Genomic DNA, 15,548 nt, shown 5'->3' on the forward strand with positions numbered 1-15,548 from the left:
ATGCTGACGCGACCTGCACCAAGCGATTGTTGCGCGGCGGCTCTTCACGGTTCGAGCAGGAATGTTTATATTTGAACAATAAAGACGAAGTGCGCATGAGCCCACATGCTAGGCTGGCGCCAAGGATGGAGACCGGCATGACCGCATGTATCGTTGGCTGGGCACATTCGCGCTTCGGCAAGCTCGAGGGCGAGACGCTCGAAAACCTGATCGTCAAGGTCGCGACGGACGCGCTCGATCATGCCGGCATCGGCCCGGACGAGGTCGACGAGATCGTGCTTGGCCATTTCAACGCCGGCTTTTCGGCGCAGGATTTCACCGCAAGCCTGGTTCTCCAGGCCGATGACCGGCTGCGCTTCAAGCCGGCCACGCGCGTCGAGAATGCTTGCGCAACCGGTTCGGCCGCGGTCCGGCAAGGCATCCGCGCGATCGATGCAAACGCTGCCCGGGTCGTTCTGGTGGTCGGCGCCGAGCAGATGACGACAACGCCCGGGCCCGAGATCGGCAAGAACCTGCTCAAGGCGTCCTATCTGCCCGAGGACGGTGACACGCCGGCCGGCTTTGCCGGCGTCTTCGGCAAGATCGCGCAGGGCTATTTCCAACGCTATGGCGATCAGTCGGATGCGCTCGCCATGATCGCCGCCAAGAACCACAAGAACGGCGTCGACAATCCCTATGCGCAGATGCGCAAGGATTTCGGCTATGATTTCTGCCGGCAGGAGAGTGAGAAAAACCCGTTCGTCGCGGGACCCTTGAAGCGCACCGACTGCTCGCTTGTCTCCGACGGCGCCGCCGCCCTTGTCCTTGCCGACACGGCGACGGCGCTGAAGATGCGCCGCGCCGTAGCCTTCCGCGCCAACGAACACGTGCAGGATTTCCTGCCGATGTCGAAGCGCGACATCTTGGCCTTCGAAGGCTGCGAGCAGGCCTGGACCCGCGCTTTGAAGAATGCCGGCGTGACGCTCGACGATCTCTCCTTCGTCGAGACGCATGACTGTTTTACCATCGCCGAACTGATCGAGTATGAGGCGATGGGACTGGCCAAGCCCGGTGAGGGCGCCAAGCTGGCGCTGGATGGCACAACGGCAAAAGACGGCCGCCTGCCGGTCAATCCCTCAGGAGGCCTGAAGGCCAAGGGCCATCCGATCGGCGCCACCGGCGTCTCCATGCATGTCTTGACCGCCATGCAGCTTGTTGGCGAAGCCGGTGGCATCCAGGTGCCGGGCGCAAAACTCGGCGGCATTTTCAACATGGGCGGCGCGGCTGTCGCCAACTACGTTTCCATTCTTGATCGGATCAGGTAAACCGCCCCGGCATTCACGGGAGGTGACATGGCCAATCCGGTTCTGATCGAAGTCTTGCGCGGCGCCATTGTCGAGAGCGCCCATCGCGGCGCCGTCGCCGTCTTCGATGCCGGCGGCAAGCCGGTCCTGGAGATCGGCGACACATCGAAGCCGGTCTTTCCCCGCTCCGCCGTCAAGGCGATCCAGGCCCTGCCGCTTGTCGAAACGGGTGCCGCCGATGCCTACGGCTTCGGCAACCGCGAACTGGCGCTAGCGTGTGCCTCCCATTCCGGCGAGCCGGCACATGTCGACCTGGCGCGGTCCATGCTGGCCGGGGCCGGGCTGGATAGGTCGGCGCTCGAATGCGGCACCCACTGGCCCTCGGACCATGACGCCGAGATTGCGCTCGCACGTGCCGGCGGTTCACCAAATGCGCTTCACAACAACTGTTCCGGCAAGCATTCCGGCTTCCTTTGCACCTGCGTGCATTCCGGCATGGAGCATCGCGGCTACGTCAAGCCGGGGCACGCTTTGCAGGAAATGGTGCGCGACGCCATGCAGTCGGTCACCGGCGCTGTCCACGGCGCCGACGAACGCGCGACCGATGGCTGCTCGATCCCGACCTATGCGGTGCCGCTGAGGAGTTTCGCGCTCGGCTTTGCCCGCATGGTGACGGGACAGGGCTTTGGCCCCGAGCGGGCGAAAGCTGCGAAGCGACTGCTTTCGGCCTGCATGGCGGAGCCGTTCTTCGTCGCGGGCACCGGCCGTGCCGACCTGCTGCTGATGGAAGCCGCTCCCGGGCGGATTTTTGCCAAAGGCGGGGCCGAGGGCGTCCATTGTGCCGCGCTTCCGGAACTCGGCCTTGGCATCGCGGTCAAATGCGATGACGGTGCCGGTCGCGCGGGCGACGCAATCGCTGCCGCCGTCCTCGCCAGGCTGCTGCGGGCGGACGAAGCCTTGTCGGCGAAGCTGCTCGAACTGGCGAACGCGCCGATCGAAAGCCGCATTGGCGCCAAGGTCGGGGCGCTGAGGCCGACGCCGGTCTTGAATTGAAGTGGCAATCAGCTGACGCGGTTGCGCTCGACGGTCAGATGCGCAAAGCCGCTGCTGCTGGTCTGGGTAAGGTCTGACGTCACCGGCTCGGCCCAGCGCTGGCCGACAACCGCCCCGTTCGACGCACCGTCGATGACATTGTCGGAGATGACGGCGGTGCCGGCGCCCTCGACCACGCTGACGACGATACCGGTGCCTGCCTTGCGGATGATGTTTCCCGTGGCCACGACATTACGCAGATACGGCCCCCAGCCGATCGACATGCCGTAGAGCGGTGCATTCTCGATGACGTTGCTGGAAGCAATGGTGTCGGCTTCGACGGCGATACCGACGCCGAAACCGGGCGGGTCGGCGGTGTAGGGGCCTGATGTCGACAAATTGCGCACGATGTTGCCGGAGCAGACACCCATGCGGCCGCCTTCGTTGAAGTTGACGATCGAGATACCGTTGGCCGCACCGTCGACGATGTTGTTGGAGATGACGGCGCCCTCGAACGAGAACTCGGAGTAGACCGCGGTCTCGCCCGAGCGTAAGCAGGTGTTGCCCGATATCTGCAGATTGCTGGAACTGTTGGCGCGGATCGCGGAGAAGGCGCAGTCCGAAACCACATTGCCCGAGATGACGACATTTCCGGCGCGGAAGGCATTGATGCCGTTGCCGTTCTGGCCGGTCCCGCCGCTGCGCGCGCCAATGCGTTCGACGCGGTTGCCGGTGACCATGGTGCCGTCTTCCGCGGCTTGCCAGCGGTGCACGAGGATGCCGCCATTGGCGCAATCGGAGACGGTGTTGCCGGTGACTGCCAGTCCTGCGGCTTCGACGGAATAGATGCCGGCGTCCGCCGCTCCTGATATGTCCGAACGCTCGATCCTGCCCGCCGCGTGTTCCAGCGCCAGCCCGTTCTTGCCGCTTCCGGTGATCTGGCAGTTATCCACCACCAGGTGAGCGACCCGGCGCAGATCGAGCAGCCCTTGTGCATAGTCGCCCATCGAGCGGTTCGAACCGTCGAAGACCAGCCCGCTGAGTTCGATATGGTCGGCCTGTTCCGCCATGAACAGATGGCCGTCGCCGCCATAGACGATCCGCGTCGCACCCGGTACTCCGGACAGACGCACGCGGCCAGGCAGCGAGAGATTGGACACCACATAGGTGCCGGGCGGCAGGAAGACTGGCATGTCGCGGCCGTTGGCATCGCGCAGCAGCTTGGCGAAGGCCTTGCTCTGGTCGTCAAACGTGCCGGGCTGCACGCCAAGTTCCGTGGCATTGATGGAACCGCGCATCGAGGCCTTCTCGATGCCGGTCAGGCTGGCGGCCGCCGCCTTGCCGAGCGCGAGGCCCATCACGGCAAAGCCGGCGGTCTGAGTCAGCAGCATTCGTCTGTTCAACATCGGCACACAATCCAAGTGTTCAGTCCGACACCCCAGTGTCCAGTCCTGACACCGCAGGAATCATGCCAGACGCTGGGCAGCCGTTCTCGGGGGGCATGGCTTGTCGAGCGGCCAGTCGGCGCCTAAGTTCAGGAGATGAGCAGAGCTTTTACCCGCGAGGAAGACAGCGAGAATGCCATCGCCGGCGTTGGCGAGAGGCCGATCAGCACGCACCGCAACCTGGTGACCGAGCGCGGCCTGGCGCAGATCGAGGACAATCTGGCCGATTTGCGCGACGTGCTGGCGAAAGCCGAGAGAAAGGCCGATCGCGAGCGCATCGCGGTCGTGTCGCGTGACCTGCGCTACTGGACCGCGCGGCGGGAGAACGCCGAACTGTCCGTACCGGAGCCCGGCAGCGACGTCGTCCGCTTCGGCATGGGTGTCACGCTGGAAAGTGATGACGGCAAGAAGGTGCACTGGAAGATCGTCGGCGAGGACGAAGCCGATCCCGCCAAGGGCAGCATCTCGCATGTCTCGCCGATGGCGGTCGCGCTGTTCGGCAAGAAGGTCGGCGACGTCGCCAGCGTCAACGGCAAGGAATGGGAGATCGTCAAGCTCTCAGAGAGTTGACGCAAGGCCCGTCTACTTGGCCATCCTTTGCAATACGGCCTCATACTGGTCCATGACATCACGAGCAGCGCGCATCTGCCGTTCGACGTCGTCACTTCTCATCGGTCTTAGAATGACGCCGTCATCGGTTTCGATGATCTGGAATTGATCGCCTACTCGCATGTTCAGGTTGTCCAGCATTTCCTGCGGCAAGATCACGACACCTGATCCGTCGTCGAGCTTGCGGACAATAGTCTTCACGGGCCGTTACCCTTGGTTGCGTTCGTCATTGTGACACAACCTTTCCGGCGCTACAATGTTTCGCTCAACGCGCCAGCAGCCGATCCAGCAGCCTCTCGGCCGCTTCCGGAATGACCGTGCCTGGCGGGAAGATTTCCGCAGCCCCCGCCTTCAGCACAGCCTCATGGTCCTGCGGCGGGATGACGCCGCCGGCCACGATCAGCATACCGCCGCGGCCGAGCTTTTTCAGCGCGTCGCGCAATTCGGGGATCAGCGTCAGGTGTCCCGCCGCCAGCGACGAGGCGCCGATGATGTGGACATCGTGCCCGACGGCCAGTTTCGCGATCTCTTCCGGTGTCTGGAACATGGCGCCGACGGTGACGTCGAAGCCGAGATCGGCGAAAGCCGTGGCGATAACCTTCTGTCCGCGGTCGTGGCCGTCCTGTCCCATCTTGGCCACGAGAATGCGCGGCTTGCCACCATTTTTCTTTTCGAAGGCATCAAGCTTGTCCCGCAGCCGGTCGACCACCGGATTGTCGCCGAGCGCCTTGCGGTAGACGCCGGAAATGGTCTGCACCGTGGCCACATGGCGGCCATAGGCTCGTTCCAAGGCGAACGAGATTTCGCCGACAGTGGCGTTGGCGCGCGCGGCGCGGATGGCGAATTCAAGGAGATTGTCCTCGCCTTGTGCGGCACGTGTCAGCGCATCGAGCGCGCTTTCGACGGCGGCCACGTCGCGCGTGCCTTTCAGCCGTTGCAGCTTCGAGAGTTGCCGGGCCCTGACCTCGGCATTGTCGATCTTCAGCACATCGACCTCGATGTCGTTCTCCGGGCGATGCGCATTGACGCCGACCAGCATCTGCTCGCCGGAATCGATGCGCGCCTGCGTGCGGGCCGCCGCTTCCTCGATGCGCAGCTTGGGTATGCCCTTTTCGATCGCCGCCGCCATGCCGCCGAGAGCCTCGACCTCCTCGATATGAGCAAGCGCACGCGCCGCCAGATCGTGTGTCAGCCGCTCGAGATAGGCCGAACCGCCCCACGGATCGATGATGCGCGTGGTGCCGGACTCCTTCTGCAGGACAAGTTGCGTGTTGCGGGCGATGCGCGCCGAATGGTCGGTCGGTAGCGCCATTGCCTCGTCGAAGGAATTGGTGTGCAGCGACTGGGTATGCCCTTGGGTCGCCGCCATCGCCTCGATCATGGTGCGGATGATGTTGTTGTAGGGATCCTGCGCCGTCAGCGACCAGCCGGAAGTCTGGCAATGGGTACGCAGCGACAGCGATCGCTCGTCCTTCGGCGCGAAATTCTTTTTCATCAGCGTCGCCCACAACAGGCGCGCGGCCCTGAGCTTGGCCACTTCCATGAAGAAGTTCATGCCGATCGCCCAGAAGAAGGACAGGCGCGGCGCGAAACTGTCGATGCCGAGCCCTGCCGCGACGCCGGCGCGGGCATATTCGATACCGTCGGCGATCGTATAGGCGAGCTCCAGGTCGGCGGTCGCGCCGGCCTCTTGCATATGGTAGCCGGAGATCGATATCGAGTTGAACTTCGGCATGTTCTTCGAGGTGTAGGAGAAGATGTCCGAGACGATCCGCATCGAGGGCTTCGGCGGATAGATGTAGGTGTTGCGGACCATGAACTCCTTCAGAATGTCGTTCTGAATGGTTCCCGCCAGATCTTCCTGTGCGACGCCTTGCTCTTCCGCCGCCACGATGTAGAGCGCCATGATCGGCAGCACGGCTCCGTTCATCGTCATCGACACGGTCATGTCGCCGAGCGGAATGCCGTCGAACAACTGACGCATGTCGAGGATGGAATCGATGGCCACGCCCGCCATGCCGACATCGCCGGCGACACGCGGATGGTCTGAGTCATAGCCGCGATGGGTGGCAAGATCGAAGGCAACCGAAAGACCTTTCTGGCCGGCGGCAAGGTTGCGCCGGTAAAAGGCGTTGGACTCTTCGGCGGTCGAAAAGCCTGCATATTGCCGGATCGTCCAGGGCTGCTGGACATACATGGTTGGGTAGGGGCCACGCACGAAGGGCGGCAGGCCGGGATAGGTGTCGAGATGCGGCAGGCCCTTGAGGTCGCCCTGATTGTAGAGATGCTTGACGACGAGGCCTTCCGGCGTCGTCCGCTGCCCCTTGACCTCGACAGGCGCGCGGCGCGGTGGCACCCAGCCGATCTGACTGAAATCCGGAATCAAGAAGCGGCCCCGATGGATTGATCGATGCGGACTGGAGGCAGCGGCTCGCACAGGACGACGCCCTCGGTGAAGGCAGGTCGCCGCTCAGCGTCCAGCGTCTCGACCGGACGCTCGCCTTTCAACGGATAAAGCGTGGCGCCGATCATGGCCCGCTCGCCTGACTTGAAGGCAATGCCGCGCTGGACGGCAGCAGCGCGGACGCGTTGCTGGATATGTCCGTCCCGAAGGCTGGAGAGCACGCCACCCTCTGCCTCGATCGCCTGCAATTCCGCCCACGCTGCTTCGCAAAGATCCGACGTCAGCGCTTCGACGGCGCCGGAGCCATGGGCGGGATCGGCGACATGGTCGACATGGCTTTCATTGGCCATGATCAACTGCGCGTTGCGCGCGACGCGGCGGGCAAAAGCCGCCGGCAGGCCATGCGCGATCGTATGCGGCAGGATTGAGATCGAATCGGCGCCTCCCGCCGCCGCGGCGAAGCAGCCGATCGTCGTGCGCAGGATGTTGGTTTCGGGGTCCAGTGCCGTCATCATGCGAAATGATGTCTCGGCATGGATGTTGGCCGTGGAATTGGGGATCGAGCAGGCCTCCTGCACCCGTGCCCACAGCCTGCGCAAGGCCCGCACCTTGGCCATTGACAGGAACTGGTCCTGGTCGACGCTGAGCGCGAAACCGATATGAGGCGCGGCATAGACGAGCGGCTGCCGCGCCTTCTCGAACATTCTCAGATACGAGACCGCCGAGGCCAGCATGATGCCGAGTTCCTGCGCTTCCGTGGCGCCGGCATTGTGAAAAACGCGACCGTCCGCCTCCAGGAGCACACCCGGAACGCCCATCGAGAAGAAATGCGCCAGCGATTGCGGCATCGATTCCTGCAGTGCCTCGATCGACATGCGCAGTCGGCCGGTGCCGGCGAGGACGGCCGCCGGATCGATGCCGAAGGAAAGGTTGAGCTTTGCCGGATCGGAGCGCCGCTTGCTCAGGAACGCCACCAGCCAGTCGGCCATGGGGCGGCTCCAGGGGTGGGTGTCGATGCGGATCTGGACCCTGTTGAGGGGCACGCCCTCCAGCACCGTCTCCAGTGCCTGCGCCGTCCTCGGCAGGCCATAGCCGAACGCGTTCGGGGCACCTTCGAAGACGAGCGACAGTCCCGTCGCGCCTTGCGCGATGTCTTCCAGGGCCTGGCTCTTGGCGCGATCGACATCGGGGTCGTCGACGCGCTGGCTGACGATCCAGGGCGATTGAGGATTGGCGCGCACGATCGGTTCGGCTCCGGTCGCGCGGTCATAGAGCGGCTCGACGCGGATGTTGTCGTCGGTATGCGAGATCAGCTTTTCCTCGAAGGATGCGCCGGCCAACGCCTTTTCCGCCAAGGCCAGCCATCGCTGACGCTCCGCATCCATTGGCTCAACATCCCTGGTCAAGGCTCCGGCGCCCATTCGTCGTCCTCGTTCTGTGTGGCCGCACCAGCCCGGCCAGCCCAGTCTACGGTCCCCGGTCGGTTACCGCAATGCAGGTGCAAGGCCCGAATCCCACTCACCTGATATTCGATCCACCTGATATAGGTCGGCTTGGGTGGGCGGACCATGGACGATTGCCAAACACCATCGAAATTCGCAAGTTCCAAAATCCGATCCTGGCGATTGGTCCGATTTGGACGATTGGCCTGGATTGGATGATCGGCCCCGCGTTGGACAATTGTCATTGTCGCTGTGCAACAGCCTCACTATACCTTCGGGCAAAGGCTGGCTTTGGGCACATCAGTTTGCGGAGACCCGACATATGGCTGACGACACCAGTATTTTCATCGGCGCCAGCCGCAAGCCCGACGACAGCTATCAGCGAGCTGAAAATCTGCTGCTGCAATACGGCAATCGCCATGGCCTGGTGACCGGCGCCACCGGTACCGGCAAGACCGTCAGCTTGCAGATCCTGGCGGAGGGATTTTCCAACGCCGGCGTGCCGGTCTTCTGCGCCGACATCAAGGGCGACCTTTCCGGCATCGCCATGATGGGCACCGCGCAGGATTTCCTGGTCAAGCGGGCGGAACAGGTGAAGCTCGACCCTTACGACTTCCAGGAATTCCCGGTCATCTTCTGGGATCTGTTCGGCGAGCAGGGCCACCCTATCCGCGCGACCATTTCGGAAATGGGACCGCTGCTGCTGTCGCGGCTGATGAACCTGACCGACGCACAGGAAGGCATCATGAACATTGCCTTCCGCATAACCGATGAGGAAGGGTTGCTGCTGCTCGACATGAAAGATCTGCAGGCGCTGCTCGCCAACATTGCCGAGCGTGCGGAAGAGATCAGCGCCCGTTACGGCAACGTCACCAAGCCATCGGTGGGGGCCATTCAGCGCACGTTGCTGGTGCTGGAGCAGCAGGGCGCGGCGAACTTCTTTGGCGAGCCGGCATTGCGCATCGCCGACATCATGCGCACGACCCGCGACGGTCGCGGCGCCATCAGCGTGCTGGCCGCCGACAAGCTGATGATGAATCCGCGCCTCTACGCGACGTTCCTTCTCTGGCTGATGTCGGAGCTGTTCGAGGAACTGCCCGAAGTCGGCGACCCCGGCAAGCCGAAGCTGGTGTTCTTCTTCGACGAGGCGCACCTCTTGTTCGACGAGGCGCCGAAGGTGCTGATCGACCGGGTCGAGCAAGTGGTCCGCTTGATTCGCTCCAAGGGCGTCGGCGTCTATTTCGTCACGCAGAACCCTTTGGATATTCCCGAAAAGGTCCTCGCCCAGCTCGGCAACCGCGTGCAGCATGCGCTGCGCGCCTACACGCCGCGCGAGCAGCAGGCGGTGAGGACGGCGGCCGAGACCTTCCGGCCCAATCCCGATTTCGACTGCGCCACCGCCATCACCCAGCTCGCCACCGGCGAAGCGCTGGTCTCGACCCTGGAGGCCAAGGGCATTCCGTCGATGGTCCAGCGCACGCTGATCCGTCCGCCGTCGTCGCGGCTTGGACCCATTACCCCCGCCGAGCGGCAGAAGCTGATCGGGGAAAGCCCGGTCACCGGCAAGTATGACCAGGTCATCGACCGCGAATCGGCGTTCGAGATGCTGCAGAAGAAGGCCAAGGAGGCGCAGGACGCCGAGGCGCAGCAGGCAGACACCGGCGGCTCGCGCTGGACCATCCCAGGCTTCGGCAATGACGATCCAGCGCCGCAGTCCGGTGGCAGGCGCGCGCCGGCGCCGCGGCCGTCCAATCGCCAGACGGTGGCGGAAGCCGCAATCAAGTCGGTGGTGCGATCGGTCGGCTCGTCGGTCGGACGTGCGATCGTGCGCGGGATTCTGGGGAGTTTGTCGCGGGGGCGGTAGGATCGGGCAGCGGCGTTGCCGCTGCCCTGTGAGCTCAGAAGATCGCGTCCGTGACCGCCTTGACCGGGCCGAGCAGCACCGATCCATCCGGCACGCCGGCGTCGATCGGGATGGCCTTGTGGTTCGCCGTCGCCACCATGGGCTGGCTGGCGTTGCTGGTCACGATGACCGGGCTCTTCGACGGCACGCGGTCATACAGGTCGATGATGTCCTGGTTCATCAGGCGCACGCAGCCCGACGACACCGATTTGCCGATCGAACGCCATTCCGGCGAGCCGTGCAGGCGATAGAGCGTGTCCACATTGCCCTGGAAGAGATAGAGAGCGCGCGCGCCGAGCGGGTTCTTCAGGCCGCCGGGCATGCCGCCATTGTCGGCGCTGTACTGCTTCAATTCCGGCTGGCGGGCGATCATCTCATCCGGCGGCGTCCATTTCGGCCATTTCTGCTTCCACTGGACGACGGCGTCGCCCGACCATTCGAAGCCGGCGCGGCCGAGCCCGACACCATAGCGAATGGCCTGGCCGCCCGGGCGAACCAGATAGAGGAAGTGGCCTGTCGTATCGACGACGATGGTTCCGGGCTTCTGTCCGGTCGGGTCGGGCACGATCTGGCGGAGGAACTGCGGGTCGATCCTGTCGACCGGGATGGCCGGCAGATCGAAGCCGCCATCGTTGACCGCCGCGTACATAGACGCATAGTCGGCGAGCGGCGGCTCGACATAGGTAGGTGGCGGCGGCTCGGCCGGCCCCGGTCCGGTGGTTGCGCATGCCGAAACCGCGATCGAGGCGGCGCCCAGGGCTGCGGCGTTGAGAAAGCCGCGACGGCTCAGGCGATAGGATTCGATTTCGGTTATGGACATGGCTGCCTTCTTTAAGACTCAAATCGCAACAAAGCGTCAACACGCCGACGTCCGCCGCGGGTGCCTAACAACACCTGAGGCGATAGGCGGTTCCGATTCTGGCCCGAACGTGGACAAACAAAGGCGAAGCTGTGACTGCGCCGCCACTGTGGCGTTGGGGCCACAGGTCTGTCAGCTGCCGGATACGAGGGCCTCCAGCGATGGCAGGATCAGGGCCGGCGGCAAGTCCCGGTATTCCTCCGGCTGGTTGGAGCGGTTGATCCAAACCGTGCGGAAACCGAATTTGGTGGCGCCCGCAATGTCCCAGCGATTGGAAGACTGGAAGGAGACCGCGCCTGGATAGAGGCGCCAGCCGGTGGCGACCATGTCGTAGACCGCTGGGTCGGTCTTGAAGCGCCGCACCGCATCGACCGAATAGACGTCGTCCAGGACCTGGTCGAGTGCCGCGGACTTTACCGCCGCTTCAAGCATTTCGGGCGAGCCATTGGAGAGGATAGCCAGTCTGGCGCCGGAAGCCTTGAGCGCCTTCAGCACGGCTGGCACTTCGGGGTAACAGTCCAGCCTCCAATAGGCCTCCAGCAACTTTGCCTTGAGACCAGGATCGGCCGAAGGGACCTTGCGCAAGGCGAAGTCCAGCGCTTGTTCCGTCAACTGCCAGAAGTCGGCATAGGTGCCCATCAGCGTGCGCACCCAGGAGTATTCGAGCTGCTTGGCGCGCCAGATTTCGGACAGCAACTGGCCGTCCGGACCGATCGCGTCTGCATGGCGGCGCACGGCGGCGTGCACGTCGAACAGTGTGCCATAGGCGTCGAAAACATAGGCTGCGTATTGCATGGCAACAGTTTTGAGGCGAGGCGGGGCAAGGTGCAAGGCTTGATTGCATCGCGCCCTTCGCTGGCCTCAACAAAACTCGCCGATGATGGTTGACGGGGCCTGTCAAAGCATCTTCCAATGGCTGTCACATAAGATTGACCGGAACGGGAAAACGCGATGACACTGGCGGCGGCGGCGCAATCCGCGACATGGACTTTCGTCGATGGCGATTGGTACGAAGGCAATGTCGCCATTCTGGGGCCGCGCAGCCACGCCATGTGGCTCGGCACCAGCGTCTTCGACGGCGCGCGCTGGTTCGAGGGCGTGGCGCCCGATCTCGACCTTCATGCCGCACGCGTCAATGCCTCGGCGACCGCTCTTGGTCTTGCGCCGAACATGACGCCCGAGCAGATCGTCGCGCTGACCTGGAACGGATTGAAGAAGTTCGACGGCAAGACGGCGGTCTATATCAGGCCGATGTACTGGGCCGAGCATGGCGGCTACATGGGCGTGCCTGCCGATCCCGCCTCGACCCGTTTCTGCCTGTGCCTCTATGAATCGCCGATGATCTCGCCGACCGGCTTTTCCGTGACCGTGTCGCCGTTCCGGCGCCCGACCATCGAAACCATGCCGACCAACGCCAAGGCCGGCTGTCTCTATCCCAACAACGGCCGCGCCATCCTCGAGGCCAAGGCGCGGGGCTTCGACAATGCGCTTGTGCTCGACATGCTGGGCAATGTCGCGGAGACCGGAAGCTCGAACATCTTCCTCGTCAAGGACGGCCACGTGCTGACGCCGGCGCCCAACGGAACTTTTCTGTCCGGCATCACCCGCTCGCGCACCATGACGCTGCTCGGCGATTATGGGTTCAGGACGACCGAAAGGACGCTGTCGGTGCGGGATTTCCTCGAAGCCGACGAAATCTTCTCGACCGGCAACCACTCCAAGGTGGTGCCGGTAACCCGCATCGAGAGCCGCGACCTGCAGCCCGGCCCGGTAGCCAAGAAGGCACGCGAACTCTATTGGGATTGGGCGCATTCGACCTCGGCTGGCTGAGATGCCGGTTTGAGCTTTTTGCCGCTGCGCGGTTGGCCGCGGGAAAAGCGTGTGACAGTTCCCGGGAACCCGCTTAGAAAGGGAACCGGCGCTTCACTTCCGGAGTTGTTCCAGCTCAATCCCGACCTATCTTACTCCGGTATCCACACCGGATTTTTCCACGAGGGAGTACTACCCATGGCTTTCGAATTGCCCGCTCTGCCCTACGACTATGAGGCCTTGCAGCCCTATATGTCGAAAGAGACGCTGGAGTATCACCACGACAAGCATCACAAGGCCTATGTCGACAACGGCAACAAGCTCGCCGCCGAAGCCGGCCTTGGCGATCTTTCCGTAGAAGAGGTGGTCAAGCAGTCGTTCGGCAAGAATGCCGGTCTCTTCAACAATGCCGCCCAGCACTACAACCACATTCATTTCTGGAAGTGGATGAAGAAGGGCGGCGGCGGCAACAAGCTGCCGGGTGCCCTGCAGAAGGCTTTCGACAGCGACCTCGGCGGCTATGACAAGTTCAAGGCCGATTTCATCGCCGCCGGCACGACGCAGTTCGGTTCGGGCTGGGCCTGGGTTTCGGTCAAGGACGGCAAGCTGGCGATCTCGAAGACGCCGAACGGCGAAAATCCGCTGGTTCACGGCGCATCGCCGATCCTCGGCGTCGACGTCTGGGAGCACTCCTACTACATCGACTATCGCAACGCCCGGCCGAAATATCTCGAGGCCTTCGTCGACAGCCTGATCAACTGGGATCACGTTCTCGAACTCTACGAAAAAGCCTGACAGGCCTCCAGAAAAGCCCCGCAAATCGGGGCTTTTCTTTTTGTACCGAGGCGCCGCACAAGCAAAGGTCATACAAAATTCATTCCGGGAGAAGGGAATATTCCTCCCGCCACGTCCGTTAACGTCCTGTCCTGAATGCCTTCATCACGGAGCCAAATGAATGAGAAAGCTTGTCATCGCCATCTCCATGCTCGCAGTCGCCGCGTCGGCGGCCTTTGCCGATCCGATCCTCGACCGGCAGGCTCTGATGAAGGAACGCGGAAAGATCGTCGGCGGCCTGGCGAAAGTGGTCAAGGGCGAGGAACCTTTTGATGCCGCCGCGGTGCTGACGCAGCTGCAGGCAGTGCAGGCAAATGCCGAGAAATTCGACGTAGTGGCCTTGTTCCCGAAGGGCAGCGATGCCGGCGACACCACGGCGGCACCAAAGATTTGGGAAGACATGGCCGGCTTCAAGGCGGCCGAGGACAAGTATCTCTCCGACGTCAAGGCCGCGGTCGCGGCAGCTCCTGGCGATGTCGATGCGCTCAAAGCGCAAGTCGGCGTTCTTGGGTCGAATTGCGGCGCCTGCCATCAGAGCTACAGGGTCAAGAAGGGCTGATTGCCTGATATGGCATGGCTGAAGAAGCTCGTCGGCGCGGCCCTCGTTCTGGGCGTCGCTGGCGCGGCAGCCGGTTGGCTGCTGTCGGCGCCGGTCAAGCTTGATGCGGCGGCGCTGGCGCAACTCGGCCCCGGCGATGCTGTTCGGGGCAAGCGGATTTTTTATGCAGGCGGCTGCACCTCCTGCCATGCGAAACCTGGGTCGCAGGGCGATGCACGGCTTCAGCTCGTGGGCGGCCTTGAACTCAAGACGCCGTTCGGCACCTTCGTTCCGCCCAATATTTCGCAAGACCCCAAGGACGGCATCGGCGCATGGTCGGCCGAGGATCTCGCCAACGCCATGTTGAAAGGCGTATCGCCCTCGGGTCATCATTTGTATCCGGCGTTTCCCTACGCGTCCTACGCGCGCATGAAACCTTCCGACATTGCCGATCTTTATGCCTTCCTGAAGACGCTTCCCGCCGTCGCCGGCAAGACGCCGGGCAATTCGCTGGCGTTCCCGTTCAACATCCGGCGCGGCATTGGCCTATGGAAGCGCCTCTATCTCAGCGACCAGCCTGTCATTCCGCTGCCTGGCGGCACCCCGGAACCCGTGATGGCAGGCCGCTATCTGGTCGAAGGGCCAGGTCATTGCGGCGAATGCCATACGCCCCGCGACTTGGCTGGCGGCACCAGGAAAAGTGAATGGCTGGCCGGTGCCGTGGCAGCCGAGGGCTCGGGCGTCGTGCCGAACATCACTTCGGGTGGGAGTGGCATGACCAACTGGTCGGAAGCCGACATTGCCAACTACCTCGAAACCGGGTTCACGCCGGATTTCGATTCCGCTGGCGGCGCGATGGTCGATGTGCAGCGCAACATGGCCGAGCTGACGGCGGACGACCGTGCGGCGATTGCCGCCTATCTCAAGGCGATACCGCCGCATCCCAACGGCTATCCGCCGCGCAAGAAAAGCACGAACTAGTCTTCGGACTGCAGGTGTCGATCGCCGAGAAAATCGAAGCCCGTTTCGAAGAAATGGTTGTAGTTGCAGGTCATCTCCTCGCCGGGCGCGATGTCGCGCAAGGCGTAGGTTTCCTCGGGCGACGAGACATCGCAATTCGGCTCGTCGTCATGGTTCATGTAGCGGGCGTCGTCGGCTTCAAAGACGATATAGGCCGGATCGCGCCGGTCGGGGTAGGAATAGCGGTCGAGATAGTTCTTCACCGGCCCGGTCTCGCCCTCATAGGTCTCGACGTCGATGATCCGGTCGAACCGGGGGTCGAGCTTCCAGACCAGCGTGCCCTTGGCAATGTGGTGCTTGGCAAACACACCGATGCCCTGGATCGGCGATTTGTCGAGATAGACGTCGACGAGCAGCATGATGGACCCTT

Annotated in this window: 15 protein-coding genes; 8 read left to right on the top strand and 7 right to left on the bottom strand. The window is 63.3% G+C overall.

Features of this window, described 5'->3' with window-relative positions; translation table 11 throughout:
• Nucleotides 1-137 precede the first annotated feature (137 nt).
• Nucleotides 138-1,304, top strand: coding sequence for an acetyl-CoA acetyltransferase (locus tag EN808_RS04745; RefSeq protein ID WP_135915282.1), 1,167 nt, complete (start codon nt 138-140; stop codon nt 1,302-1,304).
• A 27-nt stretch (nt 1,305-1,331) separates the two neighbouring features.
• Entirely contained in the window at nt 1,332-2,336 is a 1,005-nt protein-coding gene (locus EN808_RS04750) for an asparaginase (protein ID WP_127280458.1), read from the top strand.
• 8 nt (nt 2,337-2,344) lie between these two features.
• On the opposite strand, the gene EN808_RS04755 is transcribed toward EN808_RS04750, so the two are convergent.
• Complete coding sequence (locus EN808_RS04755; RefSeq protein ID WP_127280457.1) at nt 2,345-3,721, bottom strand: TIGR03808 family TAT-translocated repetitive protein; 1,377 nt, start codon at nt 3,719-3,721, stop codon at nt 2,345-2,347.
• Between the two features lie 135 nt (nt 3,722-3,856).
• On the opposite strand from EN808_RS04755, the gene greA reads away from it, so the two are divergent.
• Nucleotides 3,857-4,330 carry a transcription elongation factor GreA gene (gene greA / locus EN808_RS04760; RefSeq protein WP_127280456.1) on the top strand — a complete coding sequence of 158 codons (474 nt, stop codon included), beginning with the start codon at nt 3,857-3,859 and terminating at the stop codon, nt 4,328-4,330.
• 12 nt (nt 4,331-4,342) lie between these two features.
• On the opposite strand, the gene EN808_RS04765 is transcribed toward greA, so the two are convergent.
• The 3 genes from EN808_RS04765 to EN808_RS04775 all read right to left on the bottom strand — a co-directional run bounded on the left by EN808_RS04765 (nt 4,343) and on the right by EN808_RS04775 (nt 8,194).
• A complete protein-coding gene (locus tag EN808_RS04765) occupies nt 4,343-4,570 on the bottom strand; it encodes an AbrB/MazE/SpoVT family DNA-binding domain-containing protein (RefSeq protein ID WP_127871324.1) in 228 nt (75 codons plus the stop codon).
• A 64-nt stretch (nt 4,571-4,634) separates the two neighbouring features.
• Nucleotides 4,635-6,755, bottom strand: a complete 2,121-nt coding sequence (gene scpA / locus EN808_RS04770; protein WP_135915283.1) for a methylmalonyl-CoA mutase — start codon at nt 6,753-6,755, stop codon at nt 4,635-4,637.
• Complete coding sequence (locus EN808_RS04775) at nt 6,752-8,194, bottom strand: methylmalonyl-CoA mutase subunit beta (RefSeq protein WP_127278924.1); 1,443 nt, start codon at nt 8,192-8,194, stop codon at nt 6,752-6,754. The genes scpA and EN808_RS04775 overlap by 4 nt, the downstream gene beginning before the upstream one ends.
• 343 nt (nt 8,195-8,537) lie before the next feature.
• Between EN808_RS04775 and EN808_RS04780 the strand changes: the two genes are divergently transcribed.
• Entirely contained in the window at nt 8,538-10,079 is a 1,542-nt protein-coding gene (locus tag EN808_RS04780) for a helicase HerA-like C-terminal domain-containing protein (RefSeq protein ID WP_135915284.1), read from the top strand.
• A gap of 34 nt (nt 10,080-10,113) precedes the next feature.
• Here EN808_RS04780 and EN808_RS04785 read toward each other — a convergent pair whose 3' ends face one another.
• Both EN808_RS04785 and EN808_RS04790 read right to left on the bottom strand, forming a co-directional pair.
• The gene (locus tag EN808_RS04785) at nt 10,114-10,938 is read right to left on the bottom strand and encodes a L,D-transpeptidase (protein WP_135883408.1); all 825 of its coding nucleotides are present in this window, start codon (nt 10,936-10,938) and stop codon (nt 10,114-10,116) included.
• Nucleotides 10,939-11,109: 171 nt separating this feature from the next.
• Nucleotides 11,110-11,772 carry a haloacid dehalogenase type II gene (locus EN808_RS04790; protein ID WP_135883407.1) on the bottom strand — a complete coding sequence of 221 codons (663 nt, stop codon included), beginning with the start codon at nt 11,770-11,772 and terminating at the stop codon, nt 11,110-11,112.
• A 156-nt stretch (nt 11,773-11,928) separates the two neighbouring features.
• Between EN808_RS04790 and EN808_RS04795 the strand changes: the two genes are divergently transcribed.
• The 4 genes from EN808_RS04795 (at nt 11,929) to EN808_RS04810 (ending at nt 15,139) form a co-directional block, all read left to right on the top strand.
• Complete coding sequence (locus EN808_RS04795) at nt 11,929-12,807, top strand: branched-chain amino acid aminotransferase (protein WP_135915285.1); 879 nt, start codon at nt 11,929-11,931, stop codon at nt 12,805-12,807.
• Between the two features lie 177 nt (nt 12,808-12,984).
• Entirely contained in the window at nt 12,985-13,581 is a 597-nt protein-coding gene (locus EN808_RS04800) for a superoxide dismutase (protein WP_056563640.1), read from the top strand.
• Between the two features lie 160 nt (nt 13,582-13,741).
• Nucleotides 13,742-14,179, top strand: a complete 438-nt coding sequence (locus tag EN808_RS04805) for a cytochrome c (RefSeq protein ID WP_135915286.1) — start codon at nt 13,742-13,744, stop codon at nt 14,177-14,179.
• Nucleotides 14,180-14,188: 9 nt separating this feature from the next.
• Nucleotides 14,189-15,139: a cytochrome c gene (locus EN808_RS04810; RefSeq protein ID WP_135915603.1), complete on the top strand. Its 951-nt coding sequence runs from the start codon at nt 14,189-14,191 to the stop codon at nt 15,137-15,139.
• Here EN808_RS04810 and EN808_RS04815 read toward each other — a convergent pair.
• Nucleotides 15,136-15,537 carry an SET domain-containing protein-lysine N-methyltransferase gene (locus EN808_RS04815; protein WP_127277815.1) on the bottom strand — a complete coding sequence of 134 codons (402 nt, stop codon included), beginning with the start codon at nt 15,535-15,537 and terminating at the stop codon, nt 15,136-15,138. The genes EN808_RS04810 and EN808_RS04815 overlap by 4 nt on opposite strands.
• Nucleotides 15,538-15,548 lie beyond the last annotated feature (11 nt).

Origin of the sequence: Mesorhizobium sp. M8A.F.Ca.ET.165.01.1.1 (genome assembly GCF_004792065.1) — a bacterium.
Taxonomy (GTDB): domain Bacteria; phylum Pseudomonadota; class Alphaproteobacteria; order Rhizobiales; family Rhizobiaceae; genus Mesorhizobium.

Bases quoted from the DNA above. Each gene is read 5' to 3' on its own strand.
- EN808_RS04795 (WP_135915285.1), top strand. From the start codon at position 11,929: ATGACACTGGCGGCGGCGGCGCAATCCGCGACATGGACTTTCGTCGAT.
- EN808_RS04780 (WP_135915284.1), top strand. From the start codon at position 8,538: ATGGCTGACGACACCAGTATTTTCATCGGCGCCAGCCGCAAGCCCGAC.
- EN808_RS04810 (WP_135915603.1), top strand. From the start codon at position 14,189: ATGGCATGGCTGAAGAAGCTCGTCGGCGCGGCCCTCGTTCTGGGCGTC.
- EN808_RS04790 (WP_135883407.1), bottom strand. From the start codon at position 11,772: ATGCAATACGCAGCCTATGTTTTCGACGCCTATGGCACACTGTTCGAC.
- EN808_RS04785 (WP_135883408.1), bottom strand. From the start codon at position 10,938: ATGTCCATAACCGAAATCGAATCCTATCGCCTGAGCCGTCGCGGCTTT.
- EN808_RS04805 (WP_135915286.1), top strand. From the start codon at position 13,742: ATGAGAAAGCTTGTCATCGCCATCTCCATGCTCGCAGTCGCCGCGTCG.
- EN808_RS04755 (WP_127280457.1), bottom strand. From the start codon at position 3,721: ATGTTGAACAGACGAATGCTGCTGACTCAGACCGCCGGCTTTGCCGTG.
- greA (WP_127280456.1), top strand. From the start codon at position 3,857: ATGAGCAGAGCTTTTACCCGCGAGGAAGACAGCGAGAATGCCATCGCC.
- EN808_RS04815 (WP_127277815.1), bottom strand. From the start codon at position 15,537: ATGCTGCTCGTCGACGTCTATCTCGACAAATCGCCGATCCAGGGCATC.
- EN808_RS04775 (WP_127278924.1), bottom strand. From the start codon at position 8,194: ATGGGCGCCGGAGCCTTGACCAGGGATGTTGAGCCAATGGATGCGGAG.
- EN808_RS04750 (WP_127280458.1), top strand. From the start codon at position 1,332: ATGGCCAATCCGGTTCTGATCGAAGTCTTGCGCGGCGCCATTGTCGAG.
- EN808_RS04800 (WP_056563640.1), top strand. From the start codon at position 12,985: ATGGCTTTCGAATTGCCCGCTCTGCCCTACGACTATGAGGCCTTGCAG.
- EN808_RS04745 (WP_135915282.1), top strand. From the start codon at position 138: ATGACCGCATGTATCGTTGGCTGGGCACATTCGCGCTTCGGCAAGCTC.